Source organism: Dyadobacter sp. HNCC25DJ183 (assembly GCF_056895175.1).
The window spans coordinates 779,477-803,434 of sequence record NZ_JBXHAP010000001.1 but is presented as its reverse complement, the minus strand read 5'-3'; the positions used below and the strand labels follow the sequence as shown (position 1 = coordinate 803,434).

General features: G+C 49.9%; 16 protein-coding genes. 7 read left to right on the top strand and 9 right to left on the bottom strand.

From position 1 onward, the window contains the following. The first annotated feature begins 101 nt into the window (after positions 1 to 101). The 7 genes from AC1XTG_RS03210 (at position 102) to AC1XTG_RS03180 (ending at position 11,802) form a co-directional block, all read left to right on the top strand. The gene (locus AC1XTG_RS03210) at positions 102 to 593 is read left to right on the top strand and encodes an RNA polymerase sigma factor (RefSeq protein WP_484840999.1); all 492 of its coding nucleotides are present in this window, start codon (positions 102 to 104) and stop codon (positions 591 to 593) included. 10 nt (positions 594 to 603) lie between these two features. Further along, the gene (locus AC1XTG_RS03205; RefSeq protein ID WP_484840998.1) at positions 604 to 1,218 is read left to right on the top strand and encodes a hypothetical protein; all 615 of its coding nucleotides are present in this window, start codon (positions 604 to 606) and stop codon (positions 1,216 to 1,218) included. A gap of 181 nt (positions 1,219 to 1,399) precedes the next feature. Further along, on the top strand, positions 1,400 to 4,585 hold the full coding sequence (locus AC1XTG_RS03200; RefSeq protein WP_484840997.1) for a SusC/RagA family TonB-linked outer membrane protein: 3,186 nt from the start codon (positions 1,400 to 1,402) through the stop codon (positions 4,583 to 4,585). Next, a complete protein-coding gene (locus tag AC1XTG_RS03195) occupies positions 4,585 to 6,075 on the top strand; it encodes a SusD/RagB family nutrient-binding outer membrane lipoprotein (RefSeq protein WP_484840996.1) in 1,491 nt (496 codons plus the stop codon). The genes AC1XTG_RS03200 and AC1XTG_RS03195 overlap by 1 nt, the downstream gene beginning before the upstream one ends. A gap of 39 nt (positions 6,076 to 6,114) precedes the next feature. After that, positions 6,115 to 8,457, top strand: a complete 2,343-nt coding sequence (locus tag AC1XTG_RS03190; RefSeq protein WP_484840995.1) for an alkaline phosphatase family protein — start codon at positions 6,115 to 6,117, stop codon at positions 8,455 to 8,457. Positions 8,458 to 8,582: 125 nt separating this feature from the next. Next, complete coding sequence (locus AC1XTG_RS03185; protein ID WP_484840994.1) at positions 8,583 to 10,940, top strand: ABC transporter permease; 2,358 nt, start codon at positions 8,583 to 8,585, stop codon at positions 10,938 to 10,940. 61 nt (positions 10,941 to 11,001) lie between these two features. After that, positions 11,002 to 11,802, top strand: a complete 801-nt coding sequence (locus AC1XTG_RS03180) for a glycerophosphodiester phosphodiesterase (RefSeq protein ID WP_484840993.1) — start codon at positions 11,002 to 11,004, stop codon at positions 11,800 to 11,802. A 33-nt stretch (positions 11,803 to 11,835) separates the two neighbouring features. Here the strand turns inward: AC1XTG_RS03180 and AC1XTG_RS03175 are convergent, their stop codons facing one another. The 9 genes from AC1XTG_RS03175 to AC1XTG_RS03135 all read right to left on the bottom strand — a co-directional run bounded on the left by AC1XTG_RS03175 (position 11,836) and on the right by AC1XTG_RS03135 (position 23,956). Beyond that, positions 11,836 to 12,771: a hypothetical protein gene (locus tag AC1XTG_RS03175; RefSeq protein WP_484840992.1), complete on the bottom strand. Its 936-nt coding sequence runs from the start codon at positions 12,769 to 12,771 to the stop codon at positions 11,836 to 11,838. 65 nt (positions 12,772 to 12,836) lie between these two features. Next, positions 12,837 to 14,366, bottom strand: coding sequence for a SulP family inorganic anion transporter (locus AC1XTG_RS03170; protein WP_484840991.1), 1,530 nt, complete (start codon positions 14,364 to 14,366; stop codon positions 12,837 to 12,839). A gap of 109 nt (positions 14,367 to 14,475) precedes the next feature. Beyond that, complete coding sequence (locus AC1XTG_RS03165; RefSeq protein ID WP_484840990.1) at positions 14,476 to 16,305, bottom strand: alkaline phosphatase; 1,830 nt, start codon at positions 16,303 to 16,305, stop codon at positions 14,476 to 14,478. A gap of 102 nt (positions 16,306 to 16,407) precedes the next feature. Further along, positions 16,408 to 16,803 (bottom strand): hypothetical protein, encoded by a 396-nt coding sequence (locus AC1XTG_RS03160; RefSeq protein ID WP_484840989.1) that lies wholly within the window; start codon positions 16,801 to 16,803, stop codon positions 16,408 to 16,410. 123 nt (positions 16,804 to 16,926) lie between these two features. Continuing rightward, the gene (locus AC1XTG_RS03155) at positions 16,927 to 17,547 is read right to left on the bottom strand and encodes a response regulator transcription factor (protein WP_484840988.1); all 621 of its coding nucleotides are present in this window, start codon (positions 17,545 to 17,547) and stop codon (positions 16,927 to 16,929) included. A gap of 117 nt (positions 17,548 to 17,664) precedes the next feature. Further along, the gene (locus tag AC1XTG_RS03150; RefSeq protein WP_484840987.1) at positions 17,665 to 19,158 is read right to left on the bottom strand and encodes a T9SS type A sorting domain-containing protein; all 1,494 of its coding nucleotides are present in this window, start codon (positions 19,156 to 19,158) and stop codon (positions 17,665 to 17,667) included. 547 nt (positions 19,159 to 19,705) lie between these two features. Continuing rightward, positions 19,706 to 21,211 carry a PQQ-dependent sugar dehydrogenase gene (locus AC1XTG_RS03145; RefSeq protein WP_484840986.1) on the bottom strand — a complete coding sequence of 502 codons (1,506 nt, stop codon included), beginning with the start codon at positions 21,209 to 21,211 and terminating at the stop codon, positions 19,706 to 19,708. After that, entirely contained in the window at positions 21,208 to 22,500 is a 1,293-nt protein-coding gene (locus AC1XTG_RS03140) for a M14-type cytosolic carboxypeptidase (RefSeq protein ID WP_484840985.1), read from the bottom strand. The genes AC1XTG_RS03145 and AC1XTG_RS03140 overlap by 4 nt, the downstream gene beginning before the upstream one ends. 13 nt (positions 22,501 to 22,513) lie before the next feature. Next, complete coding sequence (locus tag AC1XTG_RS03135) at positions 22,514 to 23,956, bottom strand: RagB/SusD family nutrient uptake outer membrane protein (protein WP_484840984.1); 1,443 nt, start codon at positions 23,954 to 23,956, stop codon at positions 22,514 to 22,516. Between the last annotated feature and the right edge of the window lie 2 nt (positions 23,957 to 23,958).

Sequence of the window (23,958 nt, the reverse complement as noted above, 5' to 3'; positions counted from 1 at the left end):
AGATAAAAATTTTAAACCCTTATCTGAAAATAAACCGGCCTCCATGTAATTTTTGAATGCCCGATGCGACTAATTGATGTATAACTGTCCTGAATCTGATCGTGGAAAAACAATTTGTCGACCTGCTGAACCAACACCGCGGCATTCTTTTCAAGGTTTGCAAGATATATGCCCGTGAGCCGCCGGACCGCCAGGATCTTTTCCAGGAGATCGTCCTTCAACTTTGGCGCGCCTTCCCGACTTTCCGCAAGCAAGCCAATGCAAGTACCTGGCTGTACCGCGTTGCGATGAATACGGCGATTTCAACCTACCGGAAAGATATCCGCAGAACAAGCCCGACGCCATTTTCGCACCTGGCATTTCCGATCCCCGACCTGCTGGAAGAGCCGGAACCGCCCGATCAGGTGGCCAGGTTGTACGTGGCCATTGACCAGCTTTCTATGGTTGAAAAGGCATTGGTACTGCTGTACCTGGAAGAAAAAAGCTACGAGGAGATTGCGTCTATACTGGGGATCAGCAGGACGAATGTGGGCGTAAAGCTCAGCCGGATTAAAACGAAACTGGAAAGCCTGATGAAATCCGTAACACTTTAACGACAAAATCATGATACTTGAAGAACTTAAAACACAGTGGAATACCCTGGATCAGAACCTGCTGGCTACCCGCCAGTTCAATGAGAAAATGCTGCGCAGCATGCTGACCGACCGCTCTCGCGGGACGCTCGCGATCATGCAGTCCAAAACCGCCCGCATAGCAATGTTCTTTACCGCGCTACTCGCGCTTTTTACAGCTATACTGGCCGGTAATCCATTTGATTATACGCATTGGCTTCATTATCTGCCTGCATTCTTATATCTGCTCGTAGTTGCAGCCGCTTTGGCAGTCGCCGTAAATGAGTACCTGTTTTTACGCCGGGTCAACCTCACCGGCACTGATTTACGGGAAAGCCTGTCTTCCGTAATCCGCGTACACGAAAGGTACCAGCGGCTCGCGGCAAAGATCTGGAAATTGAGCTTGGTGGCCGGCTTTCTGCTGGGGATCTCGCTGCTTGCCCCGCGTTTTGAAGCTTTCAGTAGCCAGAAGATCGCCTTGGTGATAGCTACACAAGCATTGATTGTCCTGCTCGTGTACGCCGCCGCACGCCGGCTTTTACAAAATTTGCCTGACCCGCAGCTGGCCAGCATAAAAGCTACCCTGGCGGAGCTGGAAGCTGATTGAGTGACCTATACCGGGTTGGAGTCGCTGGATACGGCAGTTTAACCGGCGTGTTTTATTCGGTAACAAATGCATAATGCAGGCTTAATATCCAGGCAGTAACCGTCAGATATCTTTGGGGTTTAACAAAACAAAATGCCGGACATTCCGCGCCGGCACTCTCACTAACCTCTGATAAAAGAATATGAAAACACGGTTACTGCTGGCATTTTTTGCCTTGCTGGCCGGACTCTGCATGCCTATGCGTTCGTCTGCCCAGTCTTTTACCATCAACGGTAAGGTTACCGCACCAGCGGGTGCCGCACCAACGGGTGCCGCACCAGCCGGGGACCCATTGCCGGGCGTGAGCGTTCTTGTAAAAGGAACGAGCTTAGGTACCACCACCGACGCCAATGGCGCATTTTCCCTGACCATCCCGGCACCCGGCTCAACACTGATTTTCTCAGCGATCGGTTTTCTGTCACAGGAAGAGGCAGTGGGTAACAAGAGCGTGATCAATGTTACATTAAAGGAAGATACCAAAATCCTGAATGAAGTAGTGGTAACGGCGCTTGGGATCAGGCGCGAGGAGAAGTCGCTGGGCTTCGCTGCACAGACGATCAATGAAAATGCGGTAAAAGATGCCAAATCCAACAACTGGGTCAATACACTTTCTGGTAAAGTAGCAGGGCTCAATATCCAGGGTGCGGGCGCCGGGCCAATGGGATCGGCAAGGATTACCCTGCGCGGTGAATCGTCTTTGAACCTCGACAACAACCAGGCGTTGATCGTCGTGGACGGTGTGCCTGTGAGCAGCAGGATTACCGGGACCGGATTTAATTCTCACCTTTCTGCCGACAGCCCGGTAGACTACGGTTCCAGTCTATCCGATATTAATCCTGATGATATTGAGAAAGTTACCGTGCTCAAAGGTCCCGGTGCTACGGCCTTGTACGGCAGCCGGGCAGCAGGCGGAGCAATCATTATCACCACCAAATCAGGTGTTCGCAAAGACAAAGGCATAGGTATTACCGTCAATTCCAATTTCAGCGTAGAGCAGATCAACCGCTATCCAGACTACCAGTTTGAATATGGGGAAGGAAGAAGCGGCGCGTATTTTTCTTACCTCGACAGCGAAGACGGACCCAATACAGCAACAACAGTAGCGGCGGGAAGAGCCTGGGGCCCCAAGTTCAATGGACAAATGTACTATCAGTTTAACCCGAATTCACCGGACGGAAGGCCGACTGAACGTACACCCTGGGTAGCCAATAAAGATTATATCTCCGGATTTTTCCAGACAGGTACTACTTTTTCGAACAGCGTTTCCATTGAAGGAGGAAGCGAAAACGGCTCCGCCCGCTTGTCACTCACGCATTTGAAAAACAAATGGATCATTCCCAACACCGGTTTCGAAAGGTTGAATGCCGCGCTTTCAGTTAGTCAGAAGGTATCAAGTCGCCTGAAAATCAATGGAAAGGTCAATTATACCAATAAGAAAAGCGACAACTTGCCGATGGCGGGATATAACAACCAGTCGCTGATGTACTTCCTGATCCTTGGCACGACGCCCAATATCAAACCTGAGTGGTTTAAGCCCTACTGGGAGCCCGGACTGGAAAACGTAAAACAAAGAAGTCCATTCAACCCGACGCCCGACAACCCTTACCTGGGTATGTACGAAATGCTGAACAAAATGAACAAGCACGGCGTGATCGGTAACGTTTCTGCGAATTACGAGATCTCCAAAAAATTCGATCTGCTTGTGCGCACCGGCCTCGATATGGCCTTTGAGTTCCGCTCGCAGCAGCGCCCGTTCAGTATGACGCGCTACCCGCGCGGGATGTACCGCGAACAGAATGTATTTACCTACGAGTCGAACACCGATTTTTTACTGAATTATAAAGACAAAATCGGCGGGCTGATCGATGTAACTGCGTCTGCGGGAGGAAATGCAATGCGCCAATCTTACGATTTCGCAGGAATGTACGCCGACCAGCTTGCGCAGCCTGGCATTTACCAGATCTCAAACAGCCTCGACCAGGCAGTAGCAGATCCTTTGAAAACCAAAAAGGCGATCAACAGTATCTACGCAGCGACGCAGTTTTCGTGGGATGAAAAGATTTTTGTGGACGTAACCGGCCGGAATGACTGGTCGAGTACGCTGCCTTATGGAAACAATTCGTTTTTCTACCCTTCTATCAGTTCCAGCTTTTTGCTGAATGAGCTTTTGACATTGCCGCGCGCGATTTCGTTCGCTAAACTTCGTGCTTCTTGGGCGCAGGTCGGGAATGATACCAGACCTTACCAGACTGCCCGCTACTACGACCGGGTTTACGGAAACAGCTTTACCAACTCCAACACACTTTTCAATGCGGACCTGAAACCTGAAATTACCGCCAGCTACGAGTTTGGTCTGGATGTTCGTTTGCTCAAAAATTTGGTGGGACTCGATGTCGCTTACTACAACAATAACAGCCGCAACCAAATACTTGCGGTCCCGTTGGACCCGGTTTCGGGATATAACAATGCATTGATCAATGCGGGTTTGATCAACAGCCGCGGTGTGGAGATCAAGCTGACTGGCAAGCCTGTTACTGCCAAAAATTTCACCTGGAACACGACTTTACTTTGGTCGCGCAACCGCAGTTACGTGAAAGAACTTGCTTCGGGGATTACCAACCAGGTGATTTATGCGCATAATACCAACGTCAGCATTGAGGCGAGGGTAGGAGGATTAATGGGCGATATGTATGGACGTGGTTTCCAGCGCGCACCTGACGGACAGATCATTTATTCCTCGGTAGGACTGCCTGCTGCACTGGATCCGACGGCCAAAAAGTGGGGTAACGCATTCGCAGACTGGAAAGCGAGCTTATCCAATGAATTTACGATCAAAAACGTGCGGGTAAGTCTGCTGCTTGACGGACAGAAAGGCGGCAGTATGTTCTCGCAAACCAATCACAAGAACAATACTTTGGGCAAAACGAAAGTGACACTACCCGGACGCGAAGACGGGATCGTGGGTCAAGGTGTGGTAAAGCAGCCGGATGGAAGTTTTACGCCTAACACGGTGAAGGTGCCTGCCAGCTCATACTACGATAACTACTACCAGATCGCGAATGCAGAAACCAACATTTTCGATGCGTCTTTCCTGAAAATCAGGGAACTGCGGGTGGAGTTTAACCTGCCGCAGGCGCTGCTTAACAGAGTTGGCGTGCGCCAGACGAGCCTTGCATTCTTCGGCAGGGACCTGTTCAACTTTACCAAATTCCCGGGCTTTGATCCCGAAGGCGGAAACCTCAACAATGGAACGCTTACGCCGGGCGTGGAGCTGGCGCAGTTTCCTTCCACGAGGACAATGGGAATGAACCTTACATTAAAATTCTAATGAAAATCACCATGTTGAAGAAAGCATATATTCCTTTTTTAATGCTGATCAGTCTGCTGGTATCCTGTACCAACGGTTTTGAAGAGCTCAATACGGACCCGAACCGCCCAAAGGAGATCACGCCGGGCGTTATGCTGGGCCAGCTGCAATACCAGATCGTGAACAGTACGGTGAATGCGAGCCGCAATTTTACGCATGAACTGATGCAGGTAGACGCGCCGAGGGCCAGCGCGGGCGGGGGCGGTTTGCACAGGTACCTGGTCAATCCGGGATCGGGTGTTTGGAGCAATTTTTACACCTATCTCAATGATATCGAGGATATTTACATCATCGCCGACAGGCTGAATGAGAATAATTACAAGGCGATCGCATTGATTTACAAGACATGGAGCTACTCGATTCTGACGGATCTTTACGGAGACGTGCCTTATTCTCAGGCTACCAAGGCGATTGAGGGTAACTTCAAACCAGGTTTTGACAAACAAAAGGACATTTATATTCAGCTCCTGAAAAACCTGGAAACAGCCAACAGTCTGCTCGACGATACCAAAGCGCTGACTTACGGCGGCGATATGCTCTACAATTCCAATGCGCTTTCGGGCGGTAAAAATCCGGGGATCCAGAAATGGAAGAAGTTCTGCAATTCTTTGCGACTGAGATTGTTGCTCCGGATTTCTAAAAGAGAAGGCGAGGTGAATGTAAAAGAGCAGATCTCGGCGATACTGGCAAATCCTGCTGCAAACCCTGTATTTGCAACGAATGCAGACGAGGCTATTTTCAGGTATCCGGGTACATTTCCGTTTTTCAATCCATTCTACAATGCACGGCAGGTTGACTGGCGGGACGGGAATTATTATACCAAATTCTTCATGGATTTTATGAACCAGACGGGCGACCCGCGCCGCGCACCCTGGGCTACGCAGGTAAAAGCAGGGACTGAAAACGTATACCGCGGCATAGAAAGCGGCTACCCGACTACGCTGGAATACGCGGTAGGAAGTAATTCAAGCTATTCCGATGCATTGAAAACGCTGCCGCAGCTGGGTGTGATGATGACGCTCGCGGAAGTAGAATTCATCAAAGCTGAGCTTGCATTGAAGGGATACAACACGGGGTCGACGCCGGATAAACACTACGAAGCAGGTATTGCCGCCTCCATGACGCAATGGGGAGTAACCATACCAGCGGGCTTTTTGGCGCAGCCGGGTATCGCGTACAATGCGGCAGCTACACCCGAAATGCAGTTGGAGCAGATTATGCTGCAGAAGTACTACGCTTACTTTTTTGTAGATTATCAATCCTGGTTTGAAAAGCGCCGGACGGGCTATCCTGCATTACCGCGTGGCACCGGTATCCCTGCCGAAAACAAATTTCCGTCCCGCGTGCCTTACCCTACCTATCTGCAATCGCTCAATCCCGAGGCACTCGCCGGTGCGGTGGCTTCCATGGGTGGCGACGACAGTGATATTAAGGTTTGGTGGGATAAATAGGTTTGTTCAGGTTTTCAGTAGCGTTAAATTTCAAGTACAATGTTCAAATACAGATTCAGGTTTGCTGCTGTTTTGCTATCGTTTTTTGCAGGATTAACAGCTTACGCGCAAAACATACAAATGCCGGCGCGTGGCTTGTGCGCCCACCGCGGCTGCATGGACACGCATCCGGAAAATACATTGCCTGCATTCCGCGAGGCAGTGCGGCTCGGCGCCCAGATGATCGAGTTTGATATCCAGTTGACCAGAGACAGTGCGCTGGTGATCATGCACGACGATGGCGTGGAGCGTACCACGAATGGTACTGGCAAGGTTTCGGATCTTACATTTGCACAGATCCGTGCGCTGGATGCGGGCATAAAGAAGTCGGAGCAATTCAAAGAAACGCAGGTGCCTACTTTTGAAGAAACCTTGGCGATGATGCCCGATAATGTGTGGCTCAACTGCCATTTGAAAGGCGACGAGGCGGTAGGTGCAAAAGCGGCGGCAATGCTGGCGAAGTCAGGCCGGCTGCACCAGGCATTTCTAACCTGCTCTGAAAAGGCGGCAGGTGCGGCGAGGAAAGTTGTTCCCGGAATCCAGATCTGCAATGGGGAGAACAGCTACCGGAAAAATACGCCGAAGTACGCCCAGGCTACTATTGATATGCACGCCGGCTTTATCCAGCTCCTGCGCCACGAGCCGGGTGAAGACCGCACGCAGGTCATGCAGGACTTGAAAGACAACAAAGTTAAGATCAGCTATTTTTATGCAAAAACGCCATACGAACTGAGCAGGCTCTATGCGGAAGGTGTTGATTTTGTCTTGGTCAATAATGTGTCAGACTTTATTCCCGAGGCCAAAAAGCTCGGCATAAATCCCGTGGTACCCGCTTACTCCAAGGCAAAAGTGCCTGCCCAAAAGCTGTCACAAAACGACAAAGCGAAGAATAAAACGCTGATCGTATTTTTCGACGGACTGCGGCCGGATTACATTACAAAAGAGCAGATGCCCAACCTGTTTGCATTCAAACAAAAAGCGTCCCACGGAAAGGAGCACCACAGCGTGTTCCCGACTGTTACCCGCGTAAACTCTTCTTCCTACGCCACCGGTTCCTATCCCGGCACGCACGGACTGCTCGGCAATTCCATTTACTTCCCGAAAGTGAGTCCGAACAAAGCAATTGGTACCACTTACGAGGATCTGATGAAAGTGCAGGAATCTGAGTCGGGGCAGTTGCTGACAGCTGTTTCAATGGGCGAAGTACTGGAAGCGGCGGGCGAGCAGATGATGGTTTTTAGCTCCGGTACCACCGGTCAGGCCTTTTTGCAAAACCATAAAATTGGTAGCGGAGGGATCATCAACCACGAACTGATCCTGCCAGAATCTTTGAAAACGAAGGTACTTGCCGAACTGGGCCCGATGCCCAAAGGTACGGGCGATGTTTTTATCAAACACAAATGGGTGGCGGATGCATTACTGCATTATGGTTTGAAAAACGAAGGCCCGCTGGTAAGTGCAGTTTGGTTTTCAGACCCTGACGGCGCTGCCCACCGGTATGGTATCGGTTCTGAACAGGCTGTTGCGGCGATCAGGTATGTAGACGCGCAGTTTGGCAGGATCCTGGATTCGCTTTCAGCGCGCGGTTTGCGCGAAAAGTATAATATCCTCATTTCCACCGATCACGGCTTTGTAACGCACACAGGCAAGCAAAACCTGGGCGATTTGCTCATAGCGGAAGGTTTGAAAAAAGACAAGGAATCTGACGACGTGGTGATTTCGGAAGGTGCTGTTTATGTGAAAAATCATGATGAAAATGTGATCAGAAAGATCGTCGCAGCATTGCATAAGGAAGACTGGGTCGGCGCTGTTTTTACAAAACCTAAAAAGAAAGGCAGCTTCACAGGCTGGGTGGACGGTACCTTGTCTTTCGACGCGATCCATTATAACCACCCGACGCGCTCAGGCGACATTCTGGTCGCTCCAAACTGGAATGATGATAAAAACGACAAAGGATATGTAGGGACAGATTTCTCCGGCGGCGTAGCAGGCCACGGCGGATCCAGTCCGTATGAGATCAACATCGCCTTCTTCGCCGATGGGCCCGATTTCAAAGATGCATTCACAGGCGGGCTGCCTACTTCCAATGTGGACATCGCGCCAACCGTGCTGAGCCTGTACGGTATGCAGGTACCAAAACAAATGGACGGGCGGGTAATGAAAGAGTTTTATACAAAAACCACAAAAAGCGTCGCGCGTTCTAAAAAGGAGAAAGTGCAGACGGAAGCAAGGTATCCCTGGGGTATTTACAAGCTTTCGCTGGAAATGTCAGTACTGGAGCAATACCGCTATGTCGACTTCACGAAGACCGAGCGGACGCGTTTTGAAACTGTCAAAAAGTGAACAATTTACGTTCGGAATCGTACAGCGTTCGGTCTGAAAACAGGCGTTGTACTGTTTCTGAACCGTTTTTTCGATTGGTATAAACTTTTACGTCATTGTAACAGGTTTATACCAATCCCTTTTTCATGCTGAGAAACTATACAAAGATCGCCGTGCGGAATATCTGGAAGCAGCGGCTTTTTGCATTCATCAATATATTCGGGCTTGCCTCTGGTTTGATGGTCTGCTTCCTGGCGATTGCGCACATCAAAGGCGCATTGGAATACGATCATTTTCACACAAATGCCGACCGTATTTACCGCATTATCACAGATGCAACCAGCAAAACGGGCGATAAGTCTGCATTTGCCACATCACCTTTGCCGCTCGCAGGTACATTGGAGCAGGATTACGGAATTATCGAGAAGGCAGCGCGCGCCGTGCGTACTTACGGGCCGGTAACGGGCAATTCCCGGGAGCTCGATTTCCTTACTTTCGCCGTTGACCCATCCTTTTTTCAGCTTTTTAGTTACCCGCTTGTATCGGGCCAGTATCCTTCTGCTCCGGCACACGCAGTAATCAGCCAGAAAGCAGCGGAAAAGCTTTTTGGCAAAATGAACCCGATCGGTCAGGTGCTGGACCAGGGAGAAGCAGGTACTTCAATCGTCACCGGCGTAGTCGCCAAAGCAGAATCGCATTCCCATTTGCGCTTTGATATCCTGTTTGCATTGGCCGAAGACCAGCTCAGCGCGTGGGGCGATAATGCGGGCTGGAAGGATCATATGAAAAGCTACACTTACGTACTGCTCAAACCAGGCACTACCCCTGCGCAGCTGAACAGCATTTTGCCTGGGGTTGCCAAAACAGGAAGCGCCGCCCTCGGCACCGGGCCAACCCGCTCACTCGGCTTTCGCACGCAGGCGCTGAAAAGCATTTCGCCGGCTACGGAAGAGCTGATGAACAGCAGCTACGAGCCGCAGATCAGTGGATTGATGGCCGAAATGGCGGTGGGACTTATTACGCTGTTAATGGCCGCTTTTAACTATATCAACCTTACACTGGCGCGTTCCATGAGCCGGGCGCGAGAGGTAGGGATACGGAAAACGTCCGGCGCGCTTCGCTGGCAATTGCTCGGACAGTTTATGGCTGAGTCGGTCATTCTTTCCCTGCTTGCATTAGGGCTGGCTTATATCATGCTTGAAATTGTAAAACCCATGAGCTTTGTGCAGCAGTGGCTGATCGGAGGGGTCGTGTGGGACTGGAAATTATGGGGCGCTATCATCGCATTCAGCATTTGTACCGGGCTGCTCGCGGGCATTGTCCCGGCCAGGGTACTTTCCGGTTTTCAACCGGCGGAGGTACTTCGCAGCCAGAACGGGCTGAAAGTAATCAAGGGTATTTCGCTGCGTAAAACGTTGATCGTAATGCAGTTTACCATTTCGCTGATCGCGATGATCACGCTGGTAACCGTTATGCGGCAGCAAAATTATATGGCGACGGGCGACTATGGCTTTCGCAATGAGAATGTGCTGAACATTCCGCTGAATGCGTTGTCCTACGAGCGGCTTTCGAATGAAGCGGGCAAGCTGGCCGGAGTGGAGCACGTGTCGGGTATCTCCGAGCCTTTCGGCCACTACGGACAAACGGGCCTGATTAAAACCAGCCGGGGAGCTGTCAATTCTGCCAGCAGTTTTATTTTCACTGTGGCACCCGACTTCATACCGGCTTTGAACCTGACGCTTTTGTCGGGGAAAGATCTTACAAACAGATCTGCTGCTGGCAGGTTTGTTTTTATCAATGAAGAGGCCGTCAGCAAATTCAACCTCGGCAGCAATGCAGAAGCAGTCGGGAAATCTTTGTGGCTCAATGACAGCACCGAAGTACAGGTGGCGGGGGTGCTCCGCAACTTTCGGTTCACCAGCTTCAACTGGAAAATCATGCCGCTTGTACTGCGCCAGCAAACTGCCGGGATCGGCTATATGCACGTGGCAGTTGCACCCGGCGCACGCGACAAAGTTTTAGCAGATATCAGGGCGCTCTGGAAGAAGAGCAGTCCGTACGCAACCTTTGAAGGTGAGTGGTACGACGACTTTCTTTATCGCCACCATTCCCATTTTGATGACCTGAGCTTTATGGGGCTGCTTTTGGGGATATCGTTTTCAATTGCCTGCCTGGGCCTGCTCGGAATGGTGACCTACAACACACAAACGCGCATTAAAGAAGTAGGAATACGGAAGGTAATGGGAGCGGAGGTCGCGCAGATCATCTGGCTGCTGTCTCGGGACTTTGTCAAGCTGCTGGTTATAGCCGCCGTAATCGCGCTGCCGCTGGGGTATATGGCAGGATTTGCATTCCTGTTTAATTTCGCCTATCACGTGTCTATCGGCTTCGAAACACTCGGACTTTGCGTGGGGGTATTGTTGCTACTGGGCGGACTGATCATCAGCACCAGAACTTATCGTGCCGCCACAGGCAATCCTGTGGAAGCTTTGCAAAATGAATAAGAACTGATGTTTTTTGCGGGTTGTGCAGGCACTGAACCTGAAAGTACTTTTATTTTTTACTATGAAATTCCTCGTCGCTTTTATCATTGCATTCCTCTCATTTACATTCTGTTTTTCACAAAAAACAAAACTAACCCTGATTGCGCACCGGGGCGGGGTAGTGGACAGTTCCTTTACGGAAAATGGTATGTCGGCGCTCAAAGCGGCGGTTCGGGAGGGGTACAAGCTGATTGAAACAGACGTGCGCGTAACGAAGGACGGTATTTTGATCGCCAACCACGATGCGGATTTCAGGCGGTACTACGAGGTTGATAAGAAAGTGACCGAGCTTAATTGGGGAGAAATAAGGCAGATGAAAAGCAAGCTGGATGGGGACAGTCCGTTGCTGCTCGAAAATATCCTCCGCTTTTGTGCTCGGAACAAGCTGGGGATCATGCTTGACAACAAAATAGCCGGGTTTGATTCTACTGTTTTTACGAAGTTGATTGATCTTTTGGATAAATATCAGTTGAGAAAATCGGCATTAATGATTGGTACCGATGAGTCTACGGATTTTTTTACTGGCAAAATCAGGCTAAGCTGCTCCCGCGCGCAGCTGGAAGAGAATCTGCGGAAACCCGGCTACAAGGTAACCGACTATTTTCTATTTGAGCGCCCGTCCAGACTGACCGATGCAGATGTACAATGGGTGCGCAAGAATGGAATAATGGTTGTGGCTGCGATTAACAAGTATCATTACAGGCAATCTGCCGATATGATGGCCGACGCTGCCCGGGATTGCCGCCGAATGCTTTCGATAGGTGTAACCAGTTTTCAGATCGATTCGGAATTCCGCCGGTTCCTTGTGGAAGATTCCAAATAACCACTCTCTGCTCACTACCAGGCGCTAATCTGACTACTTATTATAGATAAATTCCATGATCACTTTCTTCGTTGCGGGATCGATCTGGTATTGAGGATAACCATCAGGGCGATAGGTGTATTCGAATGTGGCAGTCTGGCTGTATTTTTGGTTGTTAGTGAATTTGGAAGCGATCACATTGTTGATATTCAGGTTGCTCCAATCGGCAGGGTCGCCTGTGGTGTAGTAGGGGTTTTTCTTGTCGTCGTAAGTGTAAACCGTCTGATTTCCTACCTGGTAATCCGAATAGTAGCGGTTCTTAATCTTGACAATGTTCCCGTTATCAGCTCTTTCTATTGCGGTATATGAGAAGTAATGGGATTTGTCCTGCGTCCTTCCTTCCCAAACCTGTCTGCCTTTTTTATCAAAACCAAGTTCCACCGGGTCCGGGGAATAGTAACTTTCCTGCCGTTCTGCACGCTGATTAACTTTGTCAAAAGTACCCTCAATATAACCATTCTCGAATTTTGTCGAACTATACAAGTACAGCTCATCGGTAGTCGGGTAACCTTCCGGCATGATCCCTATTATATTGATCCAGTACTCGATTTTGGCAATGCCTGCATTTGGATGATACACATACTTCTGTGATGTATAGACGTGTTTACCATCGCCCCCATACGTTTTCTTTTCAACCAGCTTCCCGGATTTATCGTATATGAATTGCTGGTCCCTCAGCCCTCCGCGCTTCGTTGCCACCAGCCGGATATCTCCGGAATATGCTTTGCCTGGTCCGTAGGGAAACTGGCGTACTGTTGCAGCCGGATCACCAAATTCAGGTTTGTCAAACCTGGTTGAATCGATTTCCACGACCGGGTTACCTGAGCCGCCCGGCGTACCTGTACCGGAAGGTATAATGCTGTAAGTAGGTCCGCTTTTGTCGCAGGATGCCAGTGCAGCAAGTAAAATGACGCAGAAAAATGATCTCATAAGTGCCGTTTGAGTAGATAGGTTAGGGAATGCACTAATTTACTGATTATTTGTATTTTACCAACCTAAATAGATACCGGATACGTCGGGTCTTCCAGGATATTTACTTCAATGACATCCTGCGCATTGCTGAGCAACTTGCGGCAGTCGGGGCTGAGGTGTTTCAGGTGTACCTTTTTTCCTGCCTGCTGGTACCGCCCGGTAATTTTGCTCAATGCTTCAATGCCCGACATATCTGCGACGCGACTTTCTGAAAAGTCAATGACCACCTCCTGCGGATCTTTCTCGATCTCGAATTTCTCGTTAAATGCAGTTACCGATCCAAAGAAAAGCGGACCATAGATTTTGTACTGCTTCACTCCGTGTTCGTCAACCGATTTTTGCGCGCGGATCCTTTTGGCACTTTCCCACGCAAAAACCAGGGCCGAAATAATAACCCCCACCAGCACGGCAAGCGCCAGGTTATGCAGGTAAATCGTGATCGCTGCGACAAGTATCCCCACGAAAATATCGTGTTTCGGCATTTTATTGATAATCCGGAAACTGGCCCATTCAAATGTCCCGAAAGCAACCATGATCATCACGCCCGTGAGCGCCGCCATCGGTACCAGCTCGATTACCGGCGCACCAAAAAGGATGATCAGCAGGATCGTAAGGGAGGCGATAACGCCCGAAAGCCTGGCACGCGCACCGGCTGAAAGGTTAACCAGCGTCTGCGCGATCATCGGGCAGCCACCCATTCCAAAAAAGAACCCGTTGGCGATATTGGCAGTACCCTGCGCAATGCATTCGCGGTTGCTGTTGCCGCGCGTGGCGGTCAGTTCATCTACGAGGTTCAGGGTGAGAAGTCCTTCCGTCAAACCCACGCCGGCCATGATCAGCGCGTAAGGAAAGATGATTTGCAGGGTAGCGAGTGTTAACGGGACCTGCGGTATATGAAACGGCGGAAAGCCGCCTGCCACCGACGCAATATCGCGCACTGTTTTGGTGTCGATATCAAAGCCAAGCACAACCGCAAATACAATGATGATCGCCACCAGCGAAGGCGGGACTGCCTTTGTGAATTTTGGCAAAATAATGATAATGGCGATGGTAAGCAGCACAAGGCCCGCCATGGTCAGCAGTGGTGTGCCGCTCAGCCAGGTAACTTCCCCATTGCTGACGGTTTGGAACTGTTGCAGCTGCGACATGAAGATGATGACCGCAAGCCCGTTTACAAATCCGTACATCACCGGCTGCGGAACAAGTCTGATAAATTTCCCGAACCTGAAAACGCCGACGAGTATCTGCACAATGCCCGCAAGTGCCACGGCCGCAAATACATATTCGATCCCGTGTGACTGCATTAAGGCGATCAGCACGATCACCGTCGCACCGGCACCTCCTGAGATCAGTCCCGGCCGCCCTCCGAAAACCGCGGTGATAAGCCCCATTATAAATGCAGCATAAAGTCCGACGAGGGGAGGAAGCCCCGCCAGAATTGCAAACGAAAGCGACTCCGGCATCATGGTCATCGCCACGGTAAGGCCGGCCAGGATCTCGGTTTTGTAGTTGATTTTTTGTGAGAAGTCAAACAGGTTGAGGTAACCTTTCATAAATGGAGTGAAAAAATTGCTGTCTGAGCATGGTTTGCGCTCAGCTTCATTCAGCAAAATTTACCCAAACTATCGGGAAACCAAAATTTACGTGCACAAGATGCTGTAACTACCTGCCCTTCAAAATGCGGATCAGCTTCTGGTGAATTTCAGTATTCTCGTATACCCCGCGGAAATCCAGCGAACGCGGGCCGTAGGCGAACACGGGTACCATAATGCCCGTATGATCGTCAGTACTGAAATGCCCGTCAACATAGCCCGTGCGCAAATTCCCATCCAGCAGGGTAAGTCCGCCTGTTTCGTGGTCTGCGGTGACGATCACGAGGGTTTCTCCGTTGCTGTCGGCAAAGCGCATCGCTTCTCCTACCAGCTGGTCGAAGTCCAGCATTTCGGTAACCGCGTAACTCACTATATTGGCATGACCACCGTAATCGATCTGCGCGCCTTCGGCCATGATGAAAAATCCGGGCTTGTGGCCGGCAAAGCTCTGTACCGACTTTTTGAATGCAGCTGAAAGAAAATCACCCCGGCCTTTGCTCATAGGGCGCGCATTCTGTTCATCCAAAAGAACAAACGGTGTCCGGATCGACGCAAGATCCTTCCATTGATCAGAAACAGATACGCCCGATTTCCGGAGAGAATCGACTACCCCCGTGCGCTGGAAATGCGCAAAGCCGCCACCGATCAGGATATCTGCCTGGCACGTGAGATAATCTTTCGCAATGCTGTCCTGCATACTTCTTTCTGGCCGGTGGGCGTAGAAGCTGGCCGGTGTTGCGTCGGTAATATCACCGGATGATATCAGAGCCGTTTTCTTGCCGGCAAACTGGAAATCCCGCATGATCGAACGGGCCGGGACCAGGTTGGAGTCCACACCGATCGCGCGGTTTCTGGTCTTTTTGCCCGTTGCAAATGCAGTAGCGCCCGCGGCCGAATCGGTAATATAATTGTCCGATGAAGCTGTTTTGGAGAAGCCGATGTTGAGAAAATTGGCAAGGTTGAGCTTGCCCGCATTCCCTGTAAGTCCCGCGTAAATCTGCGCGAGTCCCATTCCGTCGCCGATCAGCAGAATGATGTTTTTGACAGTTCCTTTGCTGTCATTGTTCCTGTAGGAAGGCTTATAAGGTTCGTAAAACCCCTGCGCTTTAAACTCCGCATTGTGGCGACCATTCAGGAAAGTGCCCAGCCCGGTTACCTTATCTGTATTAATGTAGTCGGCACCTAGGTTCATCAGCACTTTCCATGCATTGATGTTATCCGGGCTCGCCCAGAAGCGGAAAGGTTTTTTGTCTGCATGCGCTTTTTGGATCACTGCATGCAGTTTCTCCCGGTCGGCTTCCACGGGTATACCCTTGCCATTCCATTTGGAATAGGTCCCGAAAGCCTGGCTGATCAGTCCAACCCGCTGTAATTGCTCAGGCGTGTAGCTCACCTCGGGGCGGCCGTCGAACAGTACGTACCCGGGATATTGGCTGAATGCCTCCGGCGTAGGTGTATTCCCGCTGATCACCAGCGTCACTGCGCCACCTTCACCAAATAGCTGCTTGTGTGGTTCAAGCAGCCTGACTAATGCTTGAAGCGTGGGCTCGCCGGATGTTTTCAGGTCGACCAGCAGCTGTAATTTTTTTTGCTGGTAAATCCTGCCTCCATTTCTGGCCGCAACCTGCAACAAAGGCGCGAGGTACAGCTTTTCAAATGTCCGCCCGCGTTCAATCTCATTGAAAGTATGCGCCACGAAGAGGGTGTCATTTCGAAGAAAAACATCGGCCTCTATAGAGCCGAATTGCTGCTGGTAAGCCAGCGTAAACGGAGCGGCTTGCAGGTAATCGTTGTGGGAATGTCCCTGAGGAAACGCGCCGGACAGTTGCTGTGCGTATGTTCCGGTGCAGGCAAAAAGAAAGAGAGATAGAAGAACTTGACTGATTTTCGTGATGGTCATTACAGGCATATTTTGCTTTAATGCCGGTAAAGTTACAGTCGCATCACCTTCCTGCGCGAGGGTTAACAATAAGATAACATGCTCCCGCGCGCATCAAAAAGTTCACATCGGCGATTTCCTGAAAGTCACCGAGCCATTCTGGTCTTTGGTGTAAACGGCCAGGCAATTTGCCCTGAAATCTGGATCGAAGTTCGGTTCAATGGGGATCAGCTTGGTGGGCGCGGGCTTGGAAGCGTCAAAAAAGTACACTGTTGTACTGCCGTATTTGGTGTAAGGCATCAGTTCACCGTATTTTTCCATTTCCTCCCAGGGGGTACCTTCCACTGTCACCGCATAAATCCGCACGATAGGGCCGGTGTTGTTCTCGTTTCTGTAAACGGCGGCCTCTTTGAAGTTGCCGGCAAGGTCAGTGACACCTGGCTGCGATGTAGAATCGTAAATGATATAGCCCAGAAAAGCGGCCAGCAGCAGAACGAATATGAGTTTTTTATTTTTCAATTCCTGAAAAGCGTTGGTATTCCGGTAAAGTTAAGACAAGTAGCGCGAATGTACCAGCTTAGCACTGCGACGGCGGAAATTTCAGGAGTTGCCAGCTGCTTTCAATGCATATTCCAACTATTTTTATCGCTTTAATAAATTGAATTTTCGCGCAAGATCAATGATATTATTTACATTGAGTTTTGTGAAAATCCTTTGTTTATGCGTGCTGACAGTGGAAGGCGAAATATCCAGAATAGCACCGATTTCTTTCAGCCATTTTCCTTCTAATAACAGCTCTGCCACGCGTGCTTCTATCGGTGATAATGTAACAGATCCTTTGATCCTGATTAAATTGGGTTCGCTATTGGAACTGTAAAGTAATTCGGGGTTAATGTACTTTTTCTTCTTCGCCATTAACACCAATGCACTCTTTAAAGTATCGGAATCCGCATTCTTTGAAATAAATCCATCAGCCCCTGCACGAAGATAAGTTGCTGCATATATTTTTTCATCAAACCCGGTATTAATCAGAATTCGAACCTCATTGTCAATACTATTTATTCTTGCAATCATTTTTTCATTTTCACCATCCGGAATTCCGATATCAAGTACAATAAGATCCAGTTTCTGAATGGATAAAAGCGCTAATCCTTCTTCAAATGTCAATGCCTGAAATACCTCCGATTGCGGGTAGATTTCGGCGATGATTAATTTCAATCCAAGATAAACCAGTTGATGGTCATCGATGATCAGTACTCTCATTGCGAAATCAAATGAAACATGTGGGTTAATTAAAATGTACAAAACACCTCCTAAAAAACTTTCAGGAGGTGTAAGATTTTACTCAACGTTAAAATTGGTGTCCCTAATAGCACGGACTTATTTTGTAACAATCACTTTCTGAGTATTATATGATCCATTATCCGAAACAGTTTTCACCATGTACAAGCCGGGAGACAAGCGCGACATATCGATCTTGTTATCGCCGTTGTTTACCCTTTTCGAGAAAAGCGGGATACCTGTCAGGTTGTAAATAATGACCTCGGCAACCTGGTCCGAAGCGGTGCTTTTGACAGTCAGCATATCCGAAACCGGGTTCGGGTGCAGCACTACCTGACTTGTCATTTCAAACCGGACATTTCTTACTGAACTCAAAGAAAATGTCCCGTCTGCGTCTACCATTTTCAGGCGGTAAAGGTTTTCGCCAGCAAATGGGTTTTCGTCTGCAAATTCATAGTGTGTGATAATGCTGCTTTCACCTTTGGCAAGCACGGTACCTATTTGTTCCCACGCTTTACCATCGTTACTCCGCTGAATTTCGAAACGGTCGCTTTGACTTTCCGCACTTGTTTTCCATTCCAGCTTCGTGCCGTTCACATTTTCACCCGATTTCGTGGCCGAGAATGAAGTTAATGTGACAGGAAGCGGGTCAGAATTGTAGGTGTAAGTGAGACAAACGCCCGCAGATGCAAAGGTTTGCTCCATGCTGGAAGTGTTTCCACCCGTTGTTGTGATCGTTTTTGAACCATACGCCTTGGCTAAAAAGGGCACAGTGCCGGTGCCTGTATATTCCACTGGTACTGAACTCAGTGGCTCGTTTGACGTGCCTGCAGAGCTGATATCATAGTAGGTCAGGGTCTGGTCTGCATTCAGAACAATGTTCTGGGAAGGGGAGGCACCTGCAAAGTTTTTCACTGCTTCCAGCGCCTGAAAGTAGCTGGGGCCGTCCAGGTCAATGGCCGCACCTATTCGTAGCGCACGCACATTGGAGGCGGTCGTAGCAGTAACCTCGATCATCGGATGCGCTGCCAGTGTGGAACCGAAAACGGTGACGCTGTTGAGGATAGCGTTCGGATTAATTTGCACCGCTTTGGCAACCTGGATGGTTGTGGTCCAGTCTGTTGCCTGGCGTGCGGTTACATTACAGTTTGTGATGGTATTTAAATTTCTGAATAGCTCTATGCCACCGTTCGGGGCTGTGTTTGCACCGTCTGCCGGTATGAAGTTTTCGGAAGGATTTCCCTGTGGCGCAGTGAAACCGGCGGTAGGAAATTCGTAGCTGATGCGGTACGTAACGCCTGGCTGACCAGTCAATGTAAATGCTCCGTTTGCATCGGACATCGCGTAGGAAACAGGTACCAGCGTTTCAGGCGAACCTGGAATTACGCGGCTCAGTCTGGCTACAACGCCTGCAATTTGTTGTGCGCTTCCGTTAACTGTTACAACCCCATTGATAAGCGCTGTGTGATCAGTTTCGTGGTTTGGTGATGGAAGTACCGGCAGCGACTGTGCGTAGGCGCCAGTACCGGCTGTTAGCAAGCCCAGCGTTAGCGCCAGGTTTAACATGATCGATTTTGTAGATGTTGTTTTCATAACTAATTCAACTAGTAAAACAATAAAGAACTGTGTGGCATGTAGAAATACATTGCGAGTTACTTTGATTGCCAAAACTAGGTTTTTTTCCAGCACTGGGAGAGTTTGTTGTAGGAGAAATGGCCAATTTGGACACATCTCTAAAACAACTAGAAGTTGTACTACATAGCGACTGTTTTCGCTTTATGGGTATTGTAGAAAGAAGCGGAAAATAGCGCTGAAATTTTGCAACTTGCTGATAATGATGTATTCGCGTGTGAGAAAGTCATTAAGCTTTACATCAATTTATATTACAGATCAGAATGCAATTAGCAAAGTGCGGGATATGAAACAGGGAAGTATTTAAATAAAAATAGACCGACAATTAAATGCCGATCTATTTTCATTAAAGGTAAGTTTTATTATTGATTTATTAAGAAATAAAATAAGAAAGCGAACTATTATTTAATCAAAATGAATTTAGAATAGAATGAAATTTGACTTTGTTCTTAATTATAGTTGAATTTGCTATCGTGGTATTTTTTTGTACAAGATTTAACATAAATACCTACCGAGCCCTCGCTACATCTGCCTCGCTGATTTCATCAGGGATTTTTGCGAATTGTCTCCTTGCGTAGCTGCTTACTGCGGCAAGCTGCGCGTCCGTCATAAAACCAAATGCGGGCATTGCCTCGCCGGTCGGTGATTGCGACCCTTTCAGGATAAAGCGGATCAATGCATCCTTTTCTCCGGCAAGCCGCCTGGATGTGACAAGCGAGGGAAACGACCCTGGTACACCTTTTCCGTCCGCCTTGTGACAGGACTCGCAGAAGTTCACATACAAGGAAGCAGCGTTGCCTACTTCTTTTTGCGTGTTCTTACCGGCATTCCGGGCAGATTTCGGGATAGTACCGGCGCGGGTGATCCGGATAATGCGGTCGTCGGTCTTGATCGGGAAGTTAGGGGCCGGGTTCCAGTCGCGGTTGCTGGTTGAAATGTAAATCTCGCCCGAAGGTGAAACGCACACATCGCGCAGCCTGCCGTACTTTTTGCTGAAAACAATGTCCTCACCGATAACTTTCTGCTGCTTCGCGTCCAGTTTAAGCACGCGCAGACTCTGGTCTTTCAGGGTCGTGAGCAGCAATGCATTGTTCCATTCGGGGATACTGCCTTTATAATAATCCATTCCGGCAGGCGCAATCGTGGGCGTCCATGCTTTCACCGGCGCAACAGCCGAGTCGGGGCAGTTGTCGCGCTCTTCGGGCAGGTCGCAAAACCCTGCGATGGCAGGCCAGCCGTAGCTTTTTCTTCTTTGCACCAGGTTCACCTCGTCGTCTGTTGCGTCACCGTGCTCGGCGATGAAGAGATTTCCGTTGGCTGAATAGGTAAGTCCCTGCGGCACACGGAAGCCCATCGCCCAGGCGGGACTGCCGGGGTAGGGGTTATCTTTGGGAATACTACCGTCGAGGTTGAGGCGAAGCACTTTTCCATTGGCAAATGCCGGATTCTGGATCGTTTCCTTGTGTTTCAGATCGCCTGTTGCCCAGAGGATTTTCCTGTCTTTACTGATCACCAGTCTCGATCCGTTGTGGCCCAGGTAGCCGGGAATCTGGTACAGCAGCCTGGGTTCCACCAGCTTTTTGCCATTGTAAGTATAGCGCACCAGCTTCGATACAATCGCCGAGTCGCTTTGAATGTGGCTGTAATTGATGAACACGTGCGGGTGTTTCTGCCAATCGGGGTGCAGTACCATGCTCATCAGCCCCAGCCGCTTTCGGTAATAATCTTCAATCTGTAAAATGTCGACTACCTGGCCTGTCTTCGGGTTGAGCCTGCTTACTTTTCCGTCATGGTCCGTAAACCAGATCCAGTTGTCAGGTCCCCACGCCATATCCCACACCACATTCAGGTCGGTGGCCACGGTTTCCAGTTTCAGGAGCGTCGAGTCGAGCTCGTATTTTTCAGTTTCAAAACTCGCGGGAAAGTCGCTTCTGATCGCGCGGTAGCCTGCCGAAAACAGGCAGGTCGCCAACCCGGCAGCTACCACGCAGGAGCCAAAGATCCACTTTTTCATTTCGCCGGGCGGTCTTCGAAATAATCATAAAAGACATTCGGCAGCTGGCTTCCCAGCAACAGCCAGTCTTTGGCAACCGGCGCTTTCTTCAAACCTTCCACCCATTCGTAATTGAGCTCATAAACGGCGGCTTCGATACCGAACCTTTCCATAAAACCTTCTCCCAAAGTGCCCGGGTTGCGGAAGCCGGGCTTGGTGGCGCCCTCGGTATACCAGGTATGCTTTCTTAAAAGTGTATCCAGCCTGGCCATGTTAGCAAGATAGGCCCGGATATCGCCGTCGGGGCGACTTACGTGCAGGTTGCCGCCATTGTCATTGTGTACATCCAGCGCGAGATCGGGCTTTTTCTTTTCGTCGACCATTTTACGCAGCCACTTTTCAAGATAAAAGTTTTCGGGCGCGATCAGCGAGTCTGCGGGCTTGTCCCATTTGCGGTTGAGGTCGTATCCATTTGCATTAAAGCGCGTTTTCCCACGAGCTACCCCGTCTTTATTGGCCATTGGTAAAATGTACACACAGTATCTTTTCAGCCATCTTTTCGACGCCTCATCATTTTGTAAAAGCCTGTTGACAAAACCTTCGAGTGTCCAGTTACCGCCAGCTTCAAAGGCGTGCGCGCGACCGCGGAGGAAGAGCTTTTTAGGCGCCTTTTCGTTTCCGACTGTGATGATTTCAAGGGAGCGGCCCTCGGCAGTTTGTCCGATGCGTTCCACTTTTACCAGCTTGTTACTTTTGATTTTGGCCAAGAACCGGTCCAGATCGCTGATGCGGTAGGGTTCGATACTTGCAATGTAAACACTCGGCCCATTCATTTTCAGCTTGATCTGCAGGCGGTTGTCGGGCAGGAATTCCGCCGGGCGCGTTTCCCAGGTTTTGTTGTCAAAGGAAACCACGATAGGCGATTGTTTCGAGATCGGGCTGGCGTGGGTATTGTTCCAGATGTTATCGAAGTTTTGGAGGATCACCGTCACCTCCATTCCCGTTTGCGCCTCCACTCTGAAATGCCAGTGGTTGTTGGCACGGTTGTGTGCAAAACGTTCGTGGTCATAAACCAGGCTGCCAAGTACCCGCCCTTCCGCATCGATTTCCCAGTTCATGGGAGATGCATTTTCAAAGCCCGTATTGATAAAAACTTTTGGCGTAATTACGGTATCAGCCAAAGTATGAAGTGCATTTTTCCCAAAAGAGAAATTACCAAATGCACCCGCAACCAAGAACAACAAATGACTATAAATGACGGTCCGGCCGCCCGGCACCAACGACAATAAGTGACTCAATTTCCATTTCATAACATCAGCTCATTTAAAAAGTATAGCCTGGATTTTGTTTAATTCCCGCAGGGTTCACATCGATCTGCGTTTGCGGGATCGGGAACACAGCATTGAATTCGGCGACTACCGGTGCATTGAAATGTGCATTCATCACAGCTACCTCGCGGCCCGTGCGCACCAGGTCAAACCAGCGGTGGCCTTCAAAAGCAAGCTCCACCTGCCGCTCGTGCTCTATCGCAAGTGCAAAGGCAGCTTTCGACAGGCCAGCAGGCAATACCGCCAGCCTGGCACGCTTTCTAACCGCATTGACAGCCTCGTAAGCTTCGGCAGTAGCTCCATTGCCGGCTTCATTGATCGCCTCGGCGTACATCAGGAGCACGTCCGCATATCTCAAAACGACCCAGTTGTTGTCAGCATCGCCTTCGGCAAACGGTGTATCGCGGTATTTCAAGGTGTAGGGATCGGCAACGAACTTGCCCGTCGTATTGTCCGTGTAACCCACTGCCAGCGAGGCTGCCTTTCTAGCATCGCCGGTTTCGTAGGCATTGATCAGGTCGGTGGTAGGAATGTTGCGTCCGCCTGCAAATCCGATCTGGATCACCGAGCTGCCCGAGTTACGGGGTGAAAAGTTGTTGTAAAAGCTGCTTCCCGTGCCCGTTCCGCCTTTTTTAAACTGAACCTCAAAAATCGATTCCTGATTGTTCGCATTCGCGACCGGCCACAATGCAGCGTAATCGTCAAGCAGCTTATAAGTACCCTGCGCAATCACTTCTTTCAGGATATCCCGCGCTTTGGCATAATCCCGTACCGTGAGATATACCTTCCCGAGCAATGCCTTGGCAGCGCCTTTCGTCGCCCTTCCAACATCATTTCCCGAGTAGGTAAGCGGCAGCTGCGCCGCAGCCTCAGTCAGGTCTGTGATAATCTGCGCGTAAACTTCCGACTGTGGCACGCGCGCCTGGCTGTAACCTTCGTCCACGGATTTGGTCTCAGACAACACCAGCGGCACATCGCCAAATGTACGTACCATATTGAAGTACATCAGCGCACGCAGGAATTTCGCTTCTCCTATAAAGCGCTGGCGCGTTGCGTCGTCCATTGTTGCCCCACCAATATGGTCCAGCACCGCATTGCAGGCGAGGATACCCCGGTAAGTATCGATCCACATCAGGCGGATAATCTCGTTTGTCGACGACATCTTAAACTGGTCCAGCTCCGCATCGGGCAGGTTTCCGCCGCCTTCCCAGTTCATCGTATTGTCAGACCTTACTTCGGAAACATTGTAGTAGGCATACCCATATTCTCCCGGCGAGGCCAGCATGCCGTAAGCCGCCGTGAGCGCTGCCTGCATATCGGAGGCATTCTTGTAGAAATTACCCACGTTGGCCGTATCTCTTGGCGAAAGATCAAGGAAATCGGTGCAGCCGGCAGATAAAAAGACCAGTGAGGCAAGTGTTATTTTATGAAGTTTCATGT

Coding starts and splice junctions, on each gene's coding strand:
- AC1XTG_RS03140 (WP_484840985.1), bottom strand. CDS start 22,500: ATGAAATGGAAATTGAGTCACTTATTGTCGTTGGTGCCGGGCGGCCGG.
- AC1XTG_RS03205 (WP_484840998.1), top strand. CDS start 604: ATGATACTTGAAGAACTTAAAACACAGTGGAATACCCTGGATCAGAAC.
- AC1XTG_RS03185 (WP_484840994.1), top strand. CDS start 8,583: ATGCTGAGAAACTATACAAAGATCGCCGTGCGGAATATCTGGAAGCAG.
- AC1XTG_RS03165 (WP_484840990.1), bottom strand. CDS start 16,305: ATGACCATCACGAAAATCAGTCAAGTTCTTCTATCTCTCTTTCTTTTT.
- AC1XTG_RS03180 (WP_484840993.1), top strand. CDS start 11,002: ATGAAATTCCTCGTCGCTTTTATCATTGCATTCCTCTCATTTACATTC.
- AC1XTG_RS03190 (WP_484840995.1), top strand. CDS start 6,115: ATGTTCAAATACAGATTCAGGTTTGCTGCTGTTTTGCTATCGTTTTTT.
- AC1XTG_RS03170 (WP_484840991.1), bottom strand. CDS start 14,366: ATGAAAGGTTACCTCAACCTGTTTGACTTCTCACAAAAAATCAACTAC.
- AC1XTG_RS03145 (WP_484840986.1), bottom strand. CDS start 21,211: ATGAAAAAGTGGATCTTTGGCTCCTGCGTGGTAGCTGCCGGGTTGGCG.
- AC1XTG_RS03155 (WP_484840988.1), bottom strand. CDS start 17,547: ATGAGAGTACTGATCATCGATGACCATCAACTGGTTTATCTTGGATTG.
- AC1XTG_RS03200 (WP_484840997.1), top strand. CDS start 1,400: ATGAAAACACGGTTACTGCTGGCATTTTTTGCCTTGCTGGCCGGACTC.
- AC1XTG_RS03150 (WP_484840987.1), bottom strand. CDS start 19,158: ATGAAAACAACATCTACAAAATCGATCATGTTAAACCTGGCGCTAACG.
- AC1XTG_RS03195 (WP_484840996.1), top strand. CDS start 4,585: ATGAAAATCACCATGTTGAAGAAAGCATATATTCCTTTTTTAATGCTG.
- AC1XTG_RS03135 (WP_484840984.1), bottom strand. CDS start 23,956: ATGAAACTTCATAAAATAACACTTGCCTCACTGGTCTTTTTATCTGCC.
- AC1XTG_RS03175 (WP_484840992.1), bottom strand. CDS start 12,771: ATGAGATCATTTTTCTGCGTCATTTTACTTGCTGCACTGGCATCCTGC.